We start from the raw sequence: 15156 nt of genomic DNA, 5'->3' as shown, positions 1-15156 counted from the left end.
GCGACGGCGCCCGCCCGATGCAACCCGCCCTTCGCGCCCGCGTTTTTCTCTCCAAAGCCGCCCGTGGCGGCGCGTGGAGGAGTTCGACATGACCGGCAAGGAACGCGGCCCCGAATGGCAGGGCGACGACAGCTTCGGCCCCGGCTGGGGCAACCAGACGGCGCACGACCCGCAGGCTGACAGGGAACGGGCGGCCGGCGAGGATTTCGGCGCCGGCGCCAGGGCGGGCGATCTCACCAGAGGCGGCTATGGCGCGGCGCCGGGCGGCGACGGCTTCGCGATCCGCGACGCGGCCTGGCATGAGGCGGTCGAGAAGATCCGCGAGCATATGGAGGTGCGCGGCGCCGACGGCGGCCATGTCGGCATGGTCGATTGCCTGCGCGGCGAGCATATCGTGCTGACCAGGCGCGACGCCACGGCGGGCGGCGTGCATCACGCCATCCCCGCGGGCTGGGTCGCGAAGGTGGACGACAAGGTCCATCTGACGCTCGACGCCGACGAGGCAATGGCACGGTGGCGGACCGAGGAGCGCAGCCGCGCCCTGTTTGAACGCGAGGACAGCGGCAGCGACGGCCCGCACATCCTGGACCGCGCCTTCTCGGGCACCTATCGGGACGAGAAGAAATAGGGCCTCGGCCCGGGCTTTGACTCCTTGCGTCATTCCGCCGATGGAACGGGAAAGACGCAAGGAGAGGCCTGATGAGCGGCAACCGCGCCTGGCATTTGATGTCCCGCCCGCAGGGGCTTCCGACCCATGAGAATTTCGCGCTGAAGGCGCAGCCGACGGCCCCGCTGCAGGACGGCTGGGCCCGGGTCGAGAACAAATGGCTCTCGGTCGACCCCTATATGCGGGGCCGGATGAACGACGTGAAGAGCTACGTCCCGCCCTTCCAGCTGGACGAGCCGATGCAGGGCGGCGCGGTCGGCACCGTGGTGGAAAGCCGGTCGCCCAACCTCAAGGAGGGCGACCTCGTCTTCCACATGCTCGGCTGGCGCGAGCAGGCCGCGGCGCCGGCCGAGGCGTTCAACAAGATGCCGCCCCTTCCCGTCGCCGAGCATGAGTGGCTCGGCAATCTCGGCCTGACCGGCGGCACCGCCTATTTCGGGCTGCTCCGGGCCGCGCAGGCGAAGGAAGGCGACATCGTCTTCGTTTCGGCGGCGGCGGGCGCGGTCGGCTCGGCGGTGGTGCAGATCGCCAGGGCGAAGGGCATGACCGTGATCGGCTCGGCCGGCGGCGCCGACAAATGCGCCTGGGTGCGGGAGCTCGGCGCGGACGCGGCGATCGACTACAAGGCGGGGCCGGTCCTGCCGCAGCTGCAGGCGGCGGCCCCGAAGGGGATCGACGTCTATTTCGACAATGTCGGCGGCGAGCATCTCGACGCCGCCTTCGCGCTCGCCCGCCAGAATGCGCGCTTCGCGATCTGCGGGATGATCGACGATTACAACAAGGGCTCGACCCACCAATTCCGCTTCATCATGCGGATCATCGCGATGCGGATTATGCTGAAGGGCTTCATCTACACCGATTATCTGGCCGAAATGGCGGACTTCTACCGCGAGATGGGCGGCTGGATCGCCTCGGGCGCGGTCAAGTCGCGCGAAACCGTGCACGAGGGGATCGAGGCGATGCCGGACGCCTTTCTCGGCCTGTTCAGCGGGGGCAATACGGGCAAGATGCTGGTGAAGCTCTAGGCCCTTTCTCCCTTCTATCGTGCTCCGGCGAACGCCGGAGCGTTGTGAAGCATACGCAGACTTTCCGTCCAGCGGTCCGGCCTTCGCCGGACCACAGCCGTGGATCAGGCCAGGTCCTTTGCCCGCCTCCCGATCCGGCGGAGGTCCTCGACGAATCTCTCATATTCCGCCTCGCGGTCGTCGCGGACGCGGAGGAGGAAGCTCGGGTGGACGGTGACCCAGGCCTCGCCGCCGTCCGGCAGCTTGTGGCCCTTGCCGCGCAGGGCCGAGATGGTGACGACCTTGCCGAACAGGGAGCGGGCGGCCGTGGCGCCGAGCGCGACGACCAGAGGCGGCCGGATCAGGGCCAGCTCCTGCTGGATCCACCAGCGGCAGGCGGCGATCTCGCCGCCATTGGGCTTTTCGTGGATGCGGCGCTTGCCGCGGCGCTCGAACTTGAAATGCTTCACCGCATTGGTGACGTAGGTGCGCTCGCGCGGCACCCCGGCATCGGCCAGCGCGCGGTCGAAGAGCTGACCCGCGGGCCCGACGAACGGCTTGCCGGCCAGATCCTCCTGGTCGCCCGGCTGCTCGCCGACGAAGACGATCCGGGCGTCGAGCGGCCCCTCCCCGAACACGGTCTGCGTGGCGCATTTGTAGAGATCGCAGCGCGTGCAGTGCATCGCCTCGGCGCGGACCGCGTCCCAGCTCTTTCCGACATTGTCGCCGACCTTCACGGCGGACGCGGCGGCCATCGCGCTCTCCCGTGCCTGCGCGCCTTTGAGCAGCGCCGGGACCAACGCGGTCTCGGGCATGTTTTTCCAATATTTCTTCGGCATCTCGCGGAGCATCGCGCCGACCTTCACGCGGGCCGGGTTGAAGATGGAGGCATAATAGGTCTTCCACACCGCCTCGACGGGATCGCCGTCCGGCGCGTCGGCGCGCGAGGCACCGGGGCCCTCGGCCAGGGTCTCGCCGTCCCAGTGGACGCTGAGCTCCGGCGTCAGGATCGACCAGTGCATCGTCGCGAAGCGCTGCACGAAGAAGGGCGCGGCGGCACGCAGGACATGATGGTCGGGCTCGAACCAGGCGACGAAGCGCGGACCTTCCTCGGTTTCCACCTCGCGGAAGCGCAGGAAGGCGTGCATTTTGTGGATGTCGCGGCGGACCGCCCGCGCCATCCCTTCCAGCCGGTGGACGAGCGGATCGGCCTTGTCGTCCAGCGCGTCCGGCCGCTCGCGCAATTTCACCAGCATCGCGTAGAGCAAGGCGAAGCGCTCGGGGTCCCGATGGCAGATCACCTGCTCGGCCAGAGCGACGAAGGCACGGGGAACGCTGAACAGGCCGGCGGGCGCGGGCGGCGCCGGGGCGGGCGCGCCGAACAGGTCGGTCTCGGCGCCGGCCACCTCCCAGAGCACCTCCGACGGCGCCGCGCCGACCAGAGCGAGCGCCCGCGCGGCCTCCCGCCAGCCCTCGAAATCGTCGGGCGCGGCCAGGCGGACGGTGCGGATCGCCTGTCTAGTCGCGAGCGTCGCCAAGGCCGGGCTCCTTCAACCTCCTCAACCGGCGAGCCCCCGACCCGGTTTCCTCTCCAACGAAGCTTACAAAGCTTACACTTGCCATCTGTGCGTCAGCCTTTCCCGAAAAGCTCGAGCTGTTCGGCCGCCTCGCGCGGGCGCGGCAGGATCGCGTCGGCGAGTTTGACGGGCCGCCAGTCGGCCGCGACGAGGAAGGGCCGCAGCTTCGCGATCGAATGGGTGAGCCTGGCGACATCGTCGAGCCGCAGGCGGCGGTGGAGTCGGGCGGCGAGGATGCGGTCCACCGCCCTGGTGCCGAGGCCCGGAACCCGCAGCAGGTCCGCGCGCGATGCCCGGTTCACGTCCAGCGGGAAGATGTCGCGATGCTTCAGCGCCCAGGCGAGCTTCGGGTCGATGTCGAGCGGCAGATTGCCGCCCACCTCCGCGGCGCCCGCCACCTCGCGCGCGGAGAAGCCGTAGAAGCGCATCATCCAGTCCGCCTGATAGAGCCGGTGCTCGCGCATAAGGGGCGGGCGGACGAGCGGCAGCACCGCGCTCGCGTCCGGGATCGGCGAGAAGGCGGAATAATAGACGCGGCGCAGGCGGAAGCGGTCGTAGAGCGTGGCGGCGCGGGAGACGATGGCAGCGTCGGTGGCCGCGTCTGCGCCGACGATCATCTGGGTCGACTGGCCCGCCGGGGCGAAATTCGGCGCCGATTTGTAGCGCGCCTTCGCGTCCGCGCCGTCGGCAATGTCGGCCTTCAGCGCCTGCATCGCCCCCTCGATCCGCCCGGCATCCTTTTCGGGCGCGAGCCGGGCGAGGCCGGCTTTGGTCGGCAGCTCGACATTGATCGAGACCCGGTCGGCGTGGCGGCCGGCCTCGTGGATCAGCGCCGGGTCCGCGTCCGGGATGGTCTTGAGGTGGATATAGCCACGAAAGTCATGATCCTCGCGCAGGCTGCGCGCGACCTCGACGATCTGCTCCATCGTGTAGCTGGAGGAGCGGATGATGCCCGAGGAGAGGAACAGGCCCTCGATATAATTGCGCCGGTAGAAAGCGAGCGTCAGCTGCACCACCTCGTCGGCGGTGAAGCGGGCGCGGCGGACGTTCGAGCTCTTGCGGTTGATGCAATAATGGCAGTCGAAGATGCACGAGTTGGTCAGCAGGATCTTGAGCAAAGAGATGCAGCGCCCGTCCGGCGCATAAGCGTGGCAGATGCCCATGCCGGGCGCGGTCGAGCCGATCCCCTTGCCGCCCAGGCTGTCCCGCCTGTTCGAGCCGGACGAGGCGCAGGACGCGTCATATTTGGCCGCATCGGCGAGGATCGCGAGCTTCTGCTGGACATCGAGCACGGGCATTTGTTCCATATATGTTCTTGACATGTGCCCAACAAGAACATAGATCAGCCGCACGCCGGACCGGTCGCCGATTGAAAGAGACGCACCGGGGCGCAACCAGGAGCCCTCCAGCCGCCCCACCCCCCTTGGGTCGTTGGAGGGCTTCTTCATTTATTCGTGGTCCGGCCTTCGACTGCCTGCATGGCAGGCGCTCAGGATAAACTTCAGCCGAAGGCTGAAGGCCGGACCGTTGAAGGGACGTGCTGCGGGCTCGCAACGCTCCGGCCTTCGCCGGAGCACAAGCGTGCGGGGCAGCTCCACGCTGGACCTGAAACAAGTTCAGGGTAACGATGGAGGATGATACGCTCCGCCGAAAAGGGAACCTGCCATGCGCCTGATCGCCGCTCTCTTCGCCTTCCTGGCCTTCGCCGCGCCACTGGCGGCGCAGCCGGCCGCGCCCGCGGAGGCGCCGGTCGTCGCTGAGGCCCGGGCGTTCATGTCCGCTTATGCCGACGCCCTGCGCGCCGGTGACCGCGCCGGCATTGCCGGGCGCTACGACCGGACCGGGGCCTTCCATCTCGGCAATGGCCGCAAGTCGTTCGAGTCCCATGCGCGGATCCAGGCCATTTATGCGAGCGCCGACTGGCAGCCGCCGCATCGCTTCGAGTGGCGCGACCTCTCCTACGAGCCGGTGGGGGCCGACGCCGTCGTGATCGCCGGCCAGTTCGCCTGGACCCCGCGCGAGGGCGCGGAGCCACTCGTCTATTCCTACACGGCCCTGCTCCGCCGCCAGGACGGCGTGCTCCGCATCCGGCTGGAGGACGAGTCGACCCGGCCGCCGCGGCCAGCGAGCTAGGGAGTCTCGAAGGTCACGCGGCAGACGCGGCGGTAACGGCCGCGGTCGAAGACCTGGACCTCGGTCCGGTCGAAGACGAGGTCGGGCATGTTCTGGGTATAGGTGCTCGCCCAGGCGATCTCGCGCTTCGGGCCGTCATAGCCGATCTGGCAGGCGGTGCCGCGGCACAGATGGAGCTTCATCCGGTCGCCCGTGATCGCGAAGAAGGCATAGTCGAAGGGCGAGAGCGGCAGCGCGACGAAGCCGGAACCGGGCGCGGCGAGCGCGGACAGGTCCGCCCCGAGCGCCGCGGTGAACCAGCGCCTTTGTTCGGCCGGCACGTTCTGCTCGACGGTGGCACGCATCCAGGCGATTTCTGGCGGGATGGACGCGGTGCGCACATCCTCGGCCGTACAGGGCGCCCCGGCCGCGGCCTGCAGGGCGAAGGCGACGAGGGCGGCGGCGAGGCTCATGGGCGCGAGGCTAGGCCCGACCGCGGGCAACGTCCAGACTGGCCGCTAATCCTTCAGCACCGCGATCGCCTCGAGCGTCACCGCATTGTTGTTGGGCAAGGTCGCGAGGCCGAGGGCGGTGCGGGCGTGCCTTCCTTTCTCGCCGAGCCGCTCGTGGAGCAGGGCCGAGGCCGCGTCGATCACCTTGTGGACCTGGCCGAAATCCTCCGCGGCATTCACATAGCCGCGCACCAGCAGCAGCCGCTCGACATTGGCGAAGTCGCCGCCGGCCGCGTCGAGCAGCACCGAGAGCAGATTCTCCGCCGCGCGGCGCGCGGCCGCCTGCCCGGCTTCCAGATCATGGTCGCGGCCGACCTTGCCGGTGACCAGCGCACCGTCCTTCGCCGTGCTGATCGCGGACAGCGCGACCAGCTGGCCGGTACGGACGAAGGGCTCGTAGAAGCCGACGGGTTCGGGATGGCTCATTTCTTCCCGGCCCTGGCGGGCTTCTTTCCGTTCTGCCCGGTGCCGTAGATCTTCAGGAAGGCGTCGGCGGCGAGCGTCGAGATCTCGTGGGCCTGCTCCGGCCCCACCTCGGTGATCGCGCCGAGCAGGCGCTGATCGAACAGGTCCCACTCGCACAGGCCCTTCCAGTGCATCGCGGCGACCCAGGGATCGGCGCGGATCAGCTCGCCTTCGTCCATCAGCATCTCGAAGCGGTTCGCCAGCCGCTGCCAGGCCGGGTAGAGGACATTGTCGTAGAAGGTCTTGCCGATGCCGGAATTCTCCGGCTGCGTGGAGACCATGCGGACATTGGCGATCGGCCGCGGCGCCAGCCGGCGGCGGAGATAGGCGTCGCCCAGCCAAATCAGCCCGTCCCGCAGGTTCGTCTGCGACAGGAACTGGCGCATCAGCCGCTCGGCCTCGTCCCCGACATCATAATCGAGCACGGCGAGCAGCAAATCCTCCTTGGACCTGAAATAGCCGTAGAGCGTCGCCTTCGAGCCGCCGACACGCTGGGAAATGAGCGACATGGAGGCGCGGTCGTAGCCCAGCTCCTCGAAGGTCTGGGCGGCAATCTCGACGATCTCGCGCCTCTTGTCCTCGGTACGCACACGCATTTCGGCTTCGCTCCTTCATCGATTAATACCGTACATGGCAGTACGGTTATCAATATGCAACCCCCCTCCCCCGGACCACCTGGCGAATCGATTCTCGGGTGATTGGCGGGCTGTGCCAATCGGCTCGGGACTGTGCCGGCCGAAAAATCCAAATAGTCCAATGCTGTACTGTACTGTACGGTTATGTGTTGACAGCGGAACGAATCACAACTAAACCGTACCGTACAGTTTAGACGTTAACACGCACACTGATTCAGGGAGATTCAACGATGGCCACCCTCGCGGCCACGCGGCGCTGCCGCGCGCTCTTGCTCATCCCCGTGCTGCTCAGCAGCGCGGCCTGCCTGTCCGTGCCGAATCTCGGCGAGCGCCCGCAAATGCGGGCGCCGGCGACGCTCGACACGAGCATCCCCGCAGCCCCGGTGGCGGCGCCCGAGGCCGGCTGGCCCGACGCCGAATGGTGGAAGAATTATGGCCACACCCAGCTTAGCGGCCTGATCGAGGCGGCGCTGGCGAGCTCGCCGACGATGGACGAGGCGGCGGCGCGCGTGCGCCGGGCCGAGGCCGTCGCCCAACAGGCCGGCTCGCGCCTGCGCCCGGAGGTCAGTGCCAATGCCTCGGCCGGCGCGATGCAGCAGAGCACCGGCGCCATCGATGTGGATCTGCCGAGCGGCATAGAGCTCCCGCACCGCTGGAGCGACAATGCCAATGTCTCGCTGAGCCTCAGCTGGGACCTCGATCTCTGGGGCCGGAACCGCGCTACCCTGCGCGCCGCGCTCTCGGACACCGAGGCGGCCCGCGCCGAGGCGGCGCAGGCCCGGCTCACCTTGTCCACCGGCATCGCCGCGGCCTATGGCGACCTCGCCCGGCTGGCGGCGGTGCGGGCCACGGCCGACGCCTATCTGCGCATCCGCGGCGAGACGCTGCGGCTGATGCAGGCCCGCCAGGCCCAGGGCCTGGAGAATCAGGCCGCGGTGATGCGGGCCGAATCCGGCCGCGCCACGGCCGCTTCCGAACTCGCCGCGATCGACGAACAGATCGACTTGACCCGCAACCGGATCGCCGCCTTGATTGGCGAGGGACCGGCGCGTGGTCAGGCGATCGCCCTGCCGACGACGGCCAGGCTCGACGCCTTCGGCCTGCCCGGCGATCTCGGCATCGGCATCGTCGGCCGCCGGCCGGACATCGTCGCCGCGCGGCTGAGGGCCGAAGGGCAGGGCGCCCGCATCGATGCGGCGCGCGCGGAATTCTATCCGAACATCCGGATCAGCGCGCTGATCGGCCTGCAGGCGCTCGGCATCGGCAATCTGCTCTCCGCCGGCTCCAGCTACGGCTCGGTCGGCCCGGCCATCTCCCTCCCGATCTTCTCGGGCGGGCGGATCGAGGGCAATTATCGCGGCACCCGCGCCGATTATGACGCGGCGGTCGCCAATTATAACCAGACCCTGGTCAACGCGCTGAAGGACGTGGCCGACGTGGCCGCAAGCCAGCGCGCGCTTGCCATTCGCCTGCGCGAAAGCCGCGCCGCGCTCAGCGCGTCGGACACGGCCTTCCGCATGATCGAAGCGAGATATCGCGGCGGCCTCGCCACCTATCTCGACCTCCTGAGCGCGGAGGATGCGCTCAACACCAGCCGCCGCGCCGTCGCGGAGCTGGAGGCCAGCGCCTTCAGCCTCGACGTCGCGCTCGTCCGCGCCCTCGGCGGCGGCTTCCGTCACACCCCCCGCGCCTAAGGAATTTCATCATGACAAAACCCGTCTCCAAGGAAGAATTCGACATTGTCGATGTCGATGCCGCCCTCGAAGCTGAGAATGCCGAGGCGGACGCCGCGAGGAAGAAGAAGCGCAAGCGCGCCTTCATCGTCTTCGCCTTGCTCGTCGCCAAGCTGGGCCTCGCCTGGGTGGGCTTCGGCCTGCTCCACGGCTCGGGCCGGATCGAGACCGACAATGCCTATGTCGGCGCCGATACGGCCTCGATCACCCCGCTCGTCACCGGCAGCGTCGCCCAGGTGCTGGTCAGCGACGCGCAGGAAGTGCGCGCCGGCCAGCCGCTGGTGATCCTCGACCAGACCGACGCGCGTCTCGCCGTCGCCGAGGCCGAGGCCGCCTACGACCAGGCCCGCCGCCGGGTCGTCGGCTACCAGGCCACGAGCCGCCAGCTCAGCGCGCAGATCGCGATGCGGAGCGCCGAGACCAGCCGCGCCGCGGCCGAGGTCGCGGCCGCCGCCTCGGCCGCCGAGCGCGCCCGGATCGACTATGCTCGCCGGACCGAGCTCGCGACCAGCGGCGCGGTCTCGGGCGAGGAGATCTCCTCCACCCGTTCGGCCTATGAGCAGGCCCGGGCCGGGCTCGCCGCGGCACGCGCCGCGCAGAGCCAGGCCGCGGCGGCGACCTCCGCCGCTGCCGGCCAGCGCGACGCAAACCAGGCGATGATCGCCGGCGCCGGCGTGGACGGCAATCCGGAGGTCGCGGCTGCCCGCGCCCGGCTGGACCGCGCCCGCCTGGACCTCGAGCGCACGGTGATCCGCGCGCCCGTCTCCGGCATCGTCGCCCGCCGCCAGGTCCAGGTCGGCCAGCGCGTGCAGCCGGGCGCCACCCTGATGAGCGTGGTCCCGGTGCAGGACGCCTATGTCGACGCCAACTTCAAGGAAGGCGAGCTGGCAGAGGTGCGCGTCGGCCAGCCGGTCGAGCTCCACGCCGATCTCTACGGCGAGGACGTGGTCTTCCACGGCCGCGTCGCCGGGCTCGGCGGCGGCACCGGCTCCGCCTTCGCCCTGATCCCCGCGCAGAATGCGACGGGCAACTGGATCAAGGTCGTGCAGCGGGTCCCCGTGCGCATCCGCCTCGATCCGGCCGAACTCCGCCGCCATCCGCTCCGCGTCGGGCTGTCGATGACCGCAACCATCGACACCCAAGGCTGAACCCAACCACGAAAATACCGGGATCCGGAGCGGGCGCCTCCTCGACCGCTCCGGCCCACCGCCAGGAAGGAAAGCCATCATGACTGCCACCAGTGCGGGCGCCAGTGCCCTCCCCCTCGCTGCCCCCCGCGCCGGCATGTCGCTCTGGGGGATCGGAATCCTCCTTGCCATGGCCAACTTCCTGGCGGTGCTGGACGTCACCATCGCCAACGTCTCCGTCCCGACGATCGCCGGCAATCTCGGCGCCTCGCCGAGCCAGGGAACGTGGGTGATCACCTCCTACGCCGTCGCCGAGGCGATCATGGTGCCGCTGACCGGCTGGCTCTCCAGCCGCTTCGGGGCGGTGAAGGTGTTCATCACCGCCATGATAGGCTTCACCTTCTTCTCGGCGATGTGCGGGCTCTCCTCGAGCCTCGACATGCTCGTCCTCTTCCGCGTGCTGCAGGGTCTGTGCGGCGGCCCGATGCTGCCTTTGTCCCAGACGCTGCTGATGCTGATCTTTCCGAAGGAGAAGCAGGGCGCGGCGATGGGCCTGTGGGCGATGACGACGCTGACCGCGCCGATCTTCGGCCCGGTCCTCGGCGGCTTCCTCTGCGACAATTTCGGCTGGGCCTCGATCTTCTGGGTCAACGTGCCGATCGCGCTCATCTCCATCCCGCTGCTGATCGCGGCGTTGCGCAAGCACGAGACCGAGACCGTGCGCAGCCGGGTCGACGGCGTCGGCCTGGGGCTGCTCGTCCTCTGGGTGGGCGCGATGCAGCTGATGCTCGACCTCGGCAAGGAGCATGACTGGTTCGAATCGCCGATGATCACCGGCCTCGGGATCACCGCCGTGCTCGGCTTCATCGCCTTCATGATCTGGGAGCTGACCGAGAAGAACCCGATCGTCGACCTCAAGGTGTTCCGCCATCGCGGCTTCGCGGCGGCCTGCCTGACGCTACCGCTCGCCTTCGCGGCCTTCCAGGCGGTGAACGTGCTGGTGCCGCAGTGGCTGCAGTCCAACATGGGCTATACCGCCACCTGGGCCGGCTACATTGCGGGCTTCACCGGCGTGCTGGCTGTGGTCGGCGCCCCGATCGCCGCGAAATTGTCGGGCAGGTTCGACCCGCGCATGCTGGTCTTCGCCGGCGTGATGTGGCTGGCCTGGGTCACCTGGATGCGGGCCGGCGCCACCAGCCAGATGGACTTCTGGCAGATCGGCTTCTGGGCCTTCATCATCGGCATCGGCGTGCCCCTGTTCTTCCTGCCGCTGAACATGGTGGGGATCGGCAGCGTCAATCCCGAGGAAACCGCCTCCGCCTCCGGCCAGCTCAACTTCATCCGCACCATGGCCGGCGCCATCGCCACTTCTTTGGTCAACACGATCTGGGAGAATAACGCGACCGCCAACCAGGCGGAGCTGGCCGGGCAGCTGAATAATGCCGAGCAGACCATGACGGCGATGCAGCAGTCCGGGCTGACCCACGACCAGGCCGTGCAGATGCTCACCAGCCAGGTCCAGTCCCAGGCCGTGATGATGGGCACCAACCAGCTGATGACGCTCTGCGCGATCGGCTTCGTCATCGCCGCCTTCACCATCTGGCTCGCCCCGCGGCCGCGCGCCGGGGTCGATCTTTCCCACGCCCACTAGAAAGGAGTATGACAATGCTTGCCCCCACATTCCTGCTCGCCGCCGCCGTGCTCGCGGGCGCCCCGAACCTTCCCCCGCCGCCGGCAGCGCCGGCCGGGGAGGAAAGCCCACGGCCCGCGTCTGAAGAAGGCAAGGGCGGCCCCTATGAGCCGGTCGAGGAAGCGACGGTGGTCGTCGAGGCCGAGCCGCTCGAGGCGCCGCGCCCCTTCATGCTGGGGCCGGATCCGGAGCTCGAGCGGCGCTACGCCCCGCGCGAGCGCGCGCCGCTGAACCGGATCACGATTCCGTTTTGATCTCGCCCTCCGGACCCTCGTCGTCGATGCCCGCGGCCTTCTTCAGCGGCTGCATGATCCTCAGCGTGAGGAAGGCAACGACGGCGAGGACCAGGGCGACGTCGAAGGCGGCGAGACCGCAGGAGACGCCGATCGCGCCCGTGACCCAGATGCTCGCCGCGGTGGCGGTCCCCTGTACGCTGTCCTTCAGCCGCAGGATGGCGCCGCCGCCGATGAAGCCCATGCCGACGATCACCCCCTCGTTAATCCGGGCGAGCGCTTCGGCATGGCCTGCCGCCATGGTCTGGGCGGCCTCGATGAAGCCGCAACTTGCAATGGCGACCAGGGGGAAGGTGCGAAGCCCCGCGCTCCTCTCCTCCTTCTCGCGATTCCAGCCAATCGGGATAGCCAGCAGATAGGCGGCGAGCAGCGCGATCGCGTGCGGCAGAATGTCGAATTTGTCGGTTCCGAACAGTTCCTGCATGGAGCACTGAACCCGAAACGACCCGATTTGGATGCAGCTTTATGTCATTTTTGTTGCGAGCGCTGAATTTCGTCGACGCACGGCTCGCGCGGCGCAACACGCGGCGGCTGGTACGAGACCTGCCCTACGGCCCGGAAGCGCGACGTCGGCTGGACATCTATGCGCCGAAGCGCGCCGCGGCAGACCGGCCGGTGCTGGTCTTCTTCTATGGCGGCAATTGGGATTCCGGGGACAAGCATGATTATGCGTTCGCCGGGCGCGCCTTCGCCGAGCTTGGCTATGTGACGGTCCTGCCCGATTATCACCACATCCACGAGCAACCCTATCCCGCCTTCATGGCGGATGCCGCCGCGGCGCTGGCCTGGGTGCGCAGCCATGTGCGGGATTATGGCGGCGATCCGGACCGGATCGCGGTCGCGGGGCATAGCGCCGGGGCCTATATCGCGATCACCCTCGCGCTCGATCCGCGCTGGGGAGCTGTCGATATGGTCAAGGCCGGGATCGGCCTCGCCGGCCCCTATGATTTCCTGCCCTTCGATTCTCCGGTGACGCGGCGCACCTTCGGCCATGTCGCGGACCTGCCGGCGACGCAGCCGGTCAATCATGTCCGCGCGGACGCGCCGCCCTTGCTGCTCGCCACCGGGGATGCCGACACCACGGTCTATCCGCGCCATTCGCAAGCGCTGGCGGAGCGGCTGCGCGCGGCGGGGGGCGAGGCCGAGCTGATCCTCTATCCGGGCATCACCCATACCGGTCCCGTCAAGGCGATCGCCCGCCCGTTCCGCGGCCACGCCCCGGTGCTCCGCGACATCGCCGCCTTCCTGGCGAAGCACGGCCTCTGACAGGGAAAAAGAACTGTCATTGCGAGCGAAGCGAAGCAATCCAGCTGGATTGCCGCGCCCTTTCAGGGCTCGCAATGACGGTCCTTCCCGCCGATCAGAAGCCGATCGGCGCCGACTGTTCCGGCTTCACCCGCACCTCCGCCTCGAGCAGGTCGAGAATCTCCGCCGCCGAAGCTTCGGCCCGATAGCGCAGTTGGCGCGCGACGACCGCGAAGTCGCCGGGCGTCAGCCCCGCGACCCGCGCCAGCCCGACCGGCGCCTCGCCGCCGAAGAACCGCGCCCAGGCCCGCGCCGCCAGCGGCGGCGACAGCGCCATCAGCTCGATCTTGAAGACGAAGCGCCGGAGCGCCGCCGGATCGAGCCGCCGGGCGAAATTCGTCGCCGCGACGAAGGGCAAGGGATGGGAATCCATCCAGGTGAGCAATTCGTTCACCTGGCTGATCTCCCAGTTGCGCACCGCCCCCGCCCGGTCCGCAAGCAGCGAGTCCGCCTCGTCGAAGAGCAGGAGCGCGCCCTTCTCCCGCGCCTCGGCGAAGGCGTCGGCGATCTGCGCCTCGGTCCCGCCAACCCATTTGGACAGCAGGTCCGAAGCCCGCTTCACGAGCAGCGGCCGATCGAGCCGTTCGGCAAGGGCCGCGGCGAGCGCGGTCTTGCCCGTTCCCGGCGGCCCGGTGAGCAGCAGCGACAAATCCTCGGGCGCGCCCGGCGCCGCGATCCGTTCGAGCATCGGGCCGACCGGCAGATCGGCTTCGTAGAGATCGAAATCGACCGCGCCGCTCGGCTCCGGCGGCAGCGCCCGGCCGCCCCGCAGGCCGAGGATCAGCGCGTTGCCGACCGCCCGCGCCTCTTCCGCGCCGCCATCGGCCAGAGCCGCCGCACGCAGCGCCGCCCGGGCGACACCCGCCGTGCCCGCACCCTGCGGCAGCACGCCGGCGAGCCCGCTGCCTTCCGGCGCAACGCCTTCGGACTCGGCGACGCGCGCGAGGATCCGCGCCCGCGCCTTCGCGCCGGGATAGCCCAGCCTGAGGATATAGCTCATCCGCCGCAGATGGGCGGGATCGACGCTGTCGATCACATTGCTGGTCCAGATCGTCGGCACCTGATTGCCCTCGAGCAGCCGATTGATGAAGATCTTGGATGGCGGCCGGCGGCCGCCGGGATCGCGGAACAAATCCTCCATCTCGTCGAACAGCAACACGGCCCCGCCGCGCTGCTGCAACAGCCGCTGCGAGCGCTTCAGCGCGGCGATGCGAATGCTGCGATCCGGCTCCTCGCCATATTCGTCCTGCTCCCCGACCGCATAAAGCGGAGCCTCGCAGGCGGCCGCCAGCACGCGCGCCAGCTCGGTCTTGCCGGTCCCCGGCGGACCGTAGATCAGCACGTTGACGCCGGCAGCGCGGCGACGGAGGGCGCCGCGCAGCAGCCGGACGAGCAGGGCGACCGGCGCCGCCTGCTCGGCGAAGTCGGCTGCAGTCAGCGACGCCTGCTGCGGCGCGCCGACCAGCATCTCGATCATCTCGTCCGGCTCGGTCAGACCCGCATCGAGCAGGCGGTTGAAATTCCAGTCGATGCTGATCTCCCGGCTGCCATGGCCGTCATTGCCCCCTGCACAGAGCAGCCCGAGCGTGACCGGTTCCGAGCGCCGGACCCGTCGCGCCGCCCCGCCGGCCTCGGCGCCCGCGAGCCGGCCGACGATCCGCAGCAGATCCTCGCCGCAGCCGTAGAAGCGGCTGCGGAGCGCAGACAAATGCTGGAAATGGCAAAGGCCGGTTGCGACGCCCAGCACCTCGCGGTCGAACGGCGCGAAGGCCAGCAGGTCGGACAGCACCTCTACCGCCCTCAGCACGGCCGACGGCGATTCTTGCGTGTCGATCGCGTCGGCGAGCGCCGGCAGCCGGTCCCAAAGACCTTTCCGACCCTCGTCGTCTTCCGGAAATTCCACCCCGGGCCACAGCCAGTCCTGTTCGTCGAACGCCCATTCGACGAGCGCCCGCGCGATCCGGCCGGACCTGGATTCAGTCTCGCGCAGCAGCCTGATCAGCCGCTGCGCCAAAAGCTTCTCGCCCATGGCTCAC

Annotated in this window: 15 protein-coding genes; 8 read left to right on the top strand and 7 right to left on the bottom strand. The window is 69.0% G+C overall.

Translation table 11 applies throughout. The features are described from left to right. Nucleotides 1-88: 88 nt before the first annotated feature. Both VEC11_RS00490 and VEC11_RS00485 read left to right on the top strand, forming a co-directional pair. Nucleotides 89-628, top strand: a complete 540-nt coding sequence (locus VEC11_RS00490) for a DUF2171 domain-containing protein (RefSeq protein WP_464128103.1) — start codon at nucleotides 89-91, stop codon at nucleotides 626-628. Nucleotides 629-699: 71 nt separating this feature from the next. Next, complete coding sequence (locus VEC11_RS00485; protein WP_464128101.1) at nucleotides 700-1692, top strand: NADP-dependent oxidoreductase; 993 nt, start codon at nucleotides 700-702, stop codon at nucleotides 1690-1692. Nucleotides 1693-1796: 104 nt separating this feature from the next. On the opposite strand, the gene VEC11_RS00480 is transcribed toward VEC11_RS00485, so the two are convergent. After that, a complete protein-coding gene (locus VEC11_RS00480; RefSeq protein WP_464128199.1) occupies nucleotides 1797-3182 on the bottom strand; it encodes a UdgX family uracil-DNA binding protein in 1386 nt (461 codons plus the stop codon). Nucleotides 3183-3301: 119 nt separating this feature from the next. After that, the gene (locus VEC11_RS00475; RefSeq protein WP_464128098.1) at nucleotides 3302-4546 is read right to left on the bottom strand and encodes a putative DNA modification/repair radical SAM protein; all 1245 of its coding nucleotides are present in this window, start codon (nucleotides 4544-4546) and stop codon (nucleotides 3302-3304) included. 367 nt (nucleotides 4547-4913) lie between these two features. On the opposite strand from VEC11_RS00475, the gene VEC11_RS00470 reads away from it, so the two are divergent. Further along, nucleotides 4914-5381, top strand: a complete 468-nt coding sequence (locus tag VEC11_RS00470; protein ID WP_464128096.1) for a DUF4440 domain-containing protein — start codon at nucleotides 4914-4916, stop codon at nucleotides 5379-5381. Here the strand turns inward: VEC11_RS00470 and VEC11_RS00465 are convergent. From VEC11_RS00465 to VEC11_RS00455, 3 genes are read right to left on the bottom strand one after another with little or no spacing between them, the layout of a single operon-like run. After that, on the bottom strand, nucleotides 5378-5833 hold the full coding sequence (locus tag VEC11_RS00465) for a hypothetical protein (protein ID WP_464128093.1): 456 nt from the start codon (nucleotides 5831-5833) through the stop codon (nucleotides 5378-5380). The two genes, VEC11_RS00470 and VEC11_RS00465, sit on opposite strands and share 4 nt — an antisense overlap. Before the next feature lie 45 nt (nucleotides 5834-5878). Then, entirely contained in the window at nucleotides 5879-6298 is a 420-nt protein-coding gene (locus VEC11_RS00460) for a RidA family protein (RefSeq protein ID WP_464128092.1), read from the bottom strand. Then, nucleotides 6295-6933, bottom strand: a complete 639-nt coding sequence (locus VEC11_RS00455) for a TetR/AcrR family transcriptional regulator (protein ID WP_464128090.1) — start codon at nucleotides 6931-6933, stop codon at nucleotides 6295-6297. The genes VEC11_RS00460 and VEC11_RS00455 overlap by 4 nt, the downstream gene beginning before the upstream one ends. Before the next feature lie 269 nt (nucleotides 6934-7202). Between VEC11_RS00455 and VEC11_RS00450 the strand changes: the two genes are divergently transcribed. From VEC11_RS00450 to VEC11_RS00435, 4 genes are all read left to right on the top strand, one after another. Next, nucleotides 7203-8666, top strand: coding sequence for an efflux transporter outer membrane subunit (locus tag VEC11_RS00450; RefSeq protein ID WP_464128089.1), 1464 nt, complete (start codon nucleotides 7203-7205; stop codon nucleotides 8664-8666). 11 nt (nucleotides 8667-8677) lie between these two features. Next, complete coding sequence (locus VEC11_RS00445; protein WP_464128086.1) at nucleotides 8678-9853, top strand: EmrA/EmrK family multidrug efflux transporter periplasmic adaptor subunit; 1176 nt, start codon at nucleotides 8678-8680, stop codon at nucleotides 9851-9853. Nucleotides 9854-9932: 79 nt separating this feature from the next. Continuing rightward, nucleotides 9933-11483, top strand: coding sequence for a DHA2 family efflux MFS transporter permease subunit (locus VEC11_RS00440; protein WP_464128084.1), 1551 nt, complete (start codon nucleotides 9933-9935; stop codon nucleotides 11481-11483). Nucleotides 11484-11497: 14 nt separating this feature from the next. After that, nucleotides 11498-11776 carry a hypothetical protein gene (locus VEC11_RS00435; RefSeq protein ID WP_464128082.1) on the top strand — a complete coding sequence of 93 codons (279 nt, stop codon included), beginning with the start codon at nucleotides 11498-11500 and terminating at the stop codon, nucleotides 11774-11776. Here the strand turns inward: VEC11_RS00435 and VEC11_RS00430 are convergent. Continuing rightward, nucleotides 11760-12239, bottom strand: coding sequence for an MgtC/SapB family protein (locus tag VEC11_RS00430; RefSeq protein WP_464128079.1), 480 nt, complete (start codon nucleotides 12237-12239; stop codon nucleotides 11760-11762). The two genes, VEC11_RS00435 and VEC11_RS00430, sit on opposite strands and share 17 nt — an antisense overlap. Before the next feature lie 53 nt (nucleotides 12240-12292). On the opposite strand from VEC11_RS00430, the gene VEC11_RS00425 reads away from it, so the two are divergent. Next, a complete protein-coding gene (locus VEC11_RS00425) occupies nucleotides 12293-13081 on the top strand; it encodes an alpha/beta hydrolase (protein WP_464128076.1) in 789 nt (262 codons plus the stop codon). Between the two features lie 94 nt (nucleotides 13082-13175). Here the strand turns inward: VEC11_RS00425 and VEC11_RS00420 are convergent, their stop codons facing one another. Continuing rightward, the gene (locus VEC11_RS00420; protein ID WP_464128073.1) at nucleotides 13176-15149 is read right to left on the bottom strand and encodes an AAA family ATPase; all 1974 of its coding nucleotides are present in this window, start codon (nucleotides 15147-15149) and stop codon (nucleotides 13176-13178) included. Nucleotides 15150-15156: the final 7 nt, after the last annotated feature.

Source organism: Allosphingosinicella sp., from assembly GCF_035626655.1.
GTDB lineage: Bacteria > Pseudomonadota > Alphaproteobacteria > Sphingomonadales > Sphingomonadaceae > Allosphingosinicella.
The sequence above is the reverse complement of the archived record's forward strand: the minus strand, read 5'-3'. Positions and strand labels throughout refer to the sequence as shown.

Excerpts from the sequence above, each read along its gene's own strand:
- VEC11_RS00490 (WP_464128103.1), top strand. The coding sequence starts at position 89 with ATGACCGGCAAGGAACGCGGCCCCGAATGGCAGGGCGACGACAGCTTC.
- VEC11_RS00485 (WP_464128101.1), top strand. The coding sequence starts at position 700 with ATGAGCGGCAACCGCGCCTGGCATTTGATGTCCCGCCCGCAGGGGCTT.
- VEC11_RS00475 (WP_464128098.1), bottom strand. The coding sequence starts at position 4,546 with ATGCCCGTGCTCGATGTCCAGCAGAAGCTCGCGATCCTCGCCGATGCG.
- VEC11_RS00470 (WP_464128096.1), top strand. The coding sequence starts at position 4,914 with ATGCGCCTGATCGCCGCTCTCTTCGCCTTCCTGGCCTTCGCCGCGCCA.
- VEC11_RS00465 (WP_464128093.1), bottom strand. The coding sequence starts at position 5,833 with ATGAGCCTCGCCGCCGCCCTCGTCGCCTTCGCCCTGCAGGCCGCGGCC.
- VEC11_RS00460 (WP_464128092.1), bottom strand. The coding sequence starts at position 6,298 with ATGAGCCATCCCGAACCCGTCGGCTTCTACGAGCCCTTCGTCCGTACC.
- VEC11_RS00455 (WP_464128090.1), bottom strand. The coding sequence starts at position 6,933 with ATGCGTGTGCGTACCGAGGACAAGAGGCGCGAGATCGTCGAGATTGCC.
- VEC11_RS00450 (WP_464128089.1), top strand. The coding sequence starts at position 7,203 with ATGGCCACCCTCGCGGCCACGCGGCGCTGCCGCGCGCTCTTGCTCATC.
- VEC11_RS00445 (WP_464128086.1), top strand. The coding sequence starts at position 8,678 with ATGACAAAACCCGTCTCCAAGGAAGAATTCGACATTGTCGATGTCGAT.
- VEC11_RS00440 (WP_464128084.1), top strand. The coding sequence starts at position 9,933 with ATGACTGCCACCAGTGCGGGCGCCAGTGCCCTCCCCCTCGCTGCCCCC.
- VEC11_RS00435 (WP_464128082.1), top strand. The coding sequence starts at position 11,498 with ATGCTTGCCCCCACATTCCTGCTCGCCGCCGCCGTGCTCGCGGGCGCC.
- VEC11_RS00430 (WP_464128079.1), bottom strand. The coding sequence starts at position 12,239 with ATGCAGGAACTGTTCGGAACCGACAAATTCGACATTCTGCCGCACGCG.
- VEC11_RS00420 (WP_464128073.1), bottom strand. The coding sequence starts at position 15,149 with ATGGGCGAGAAGCTTTTGGCGCAGCGGCTGATCAGGCTGCTGCGCGAG.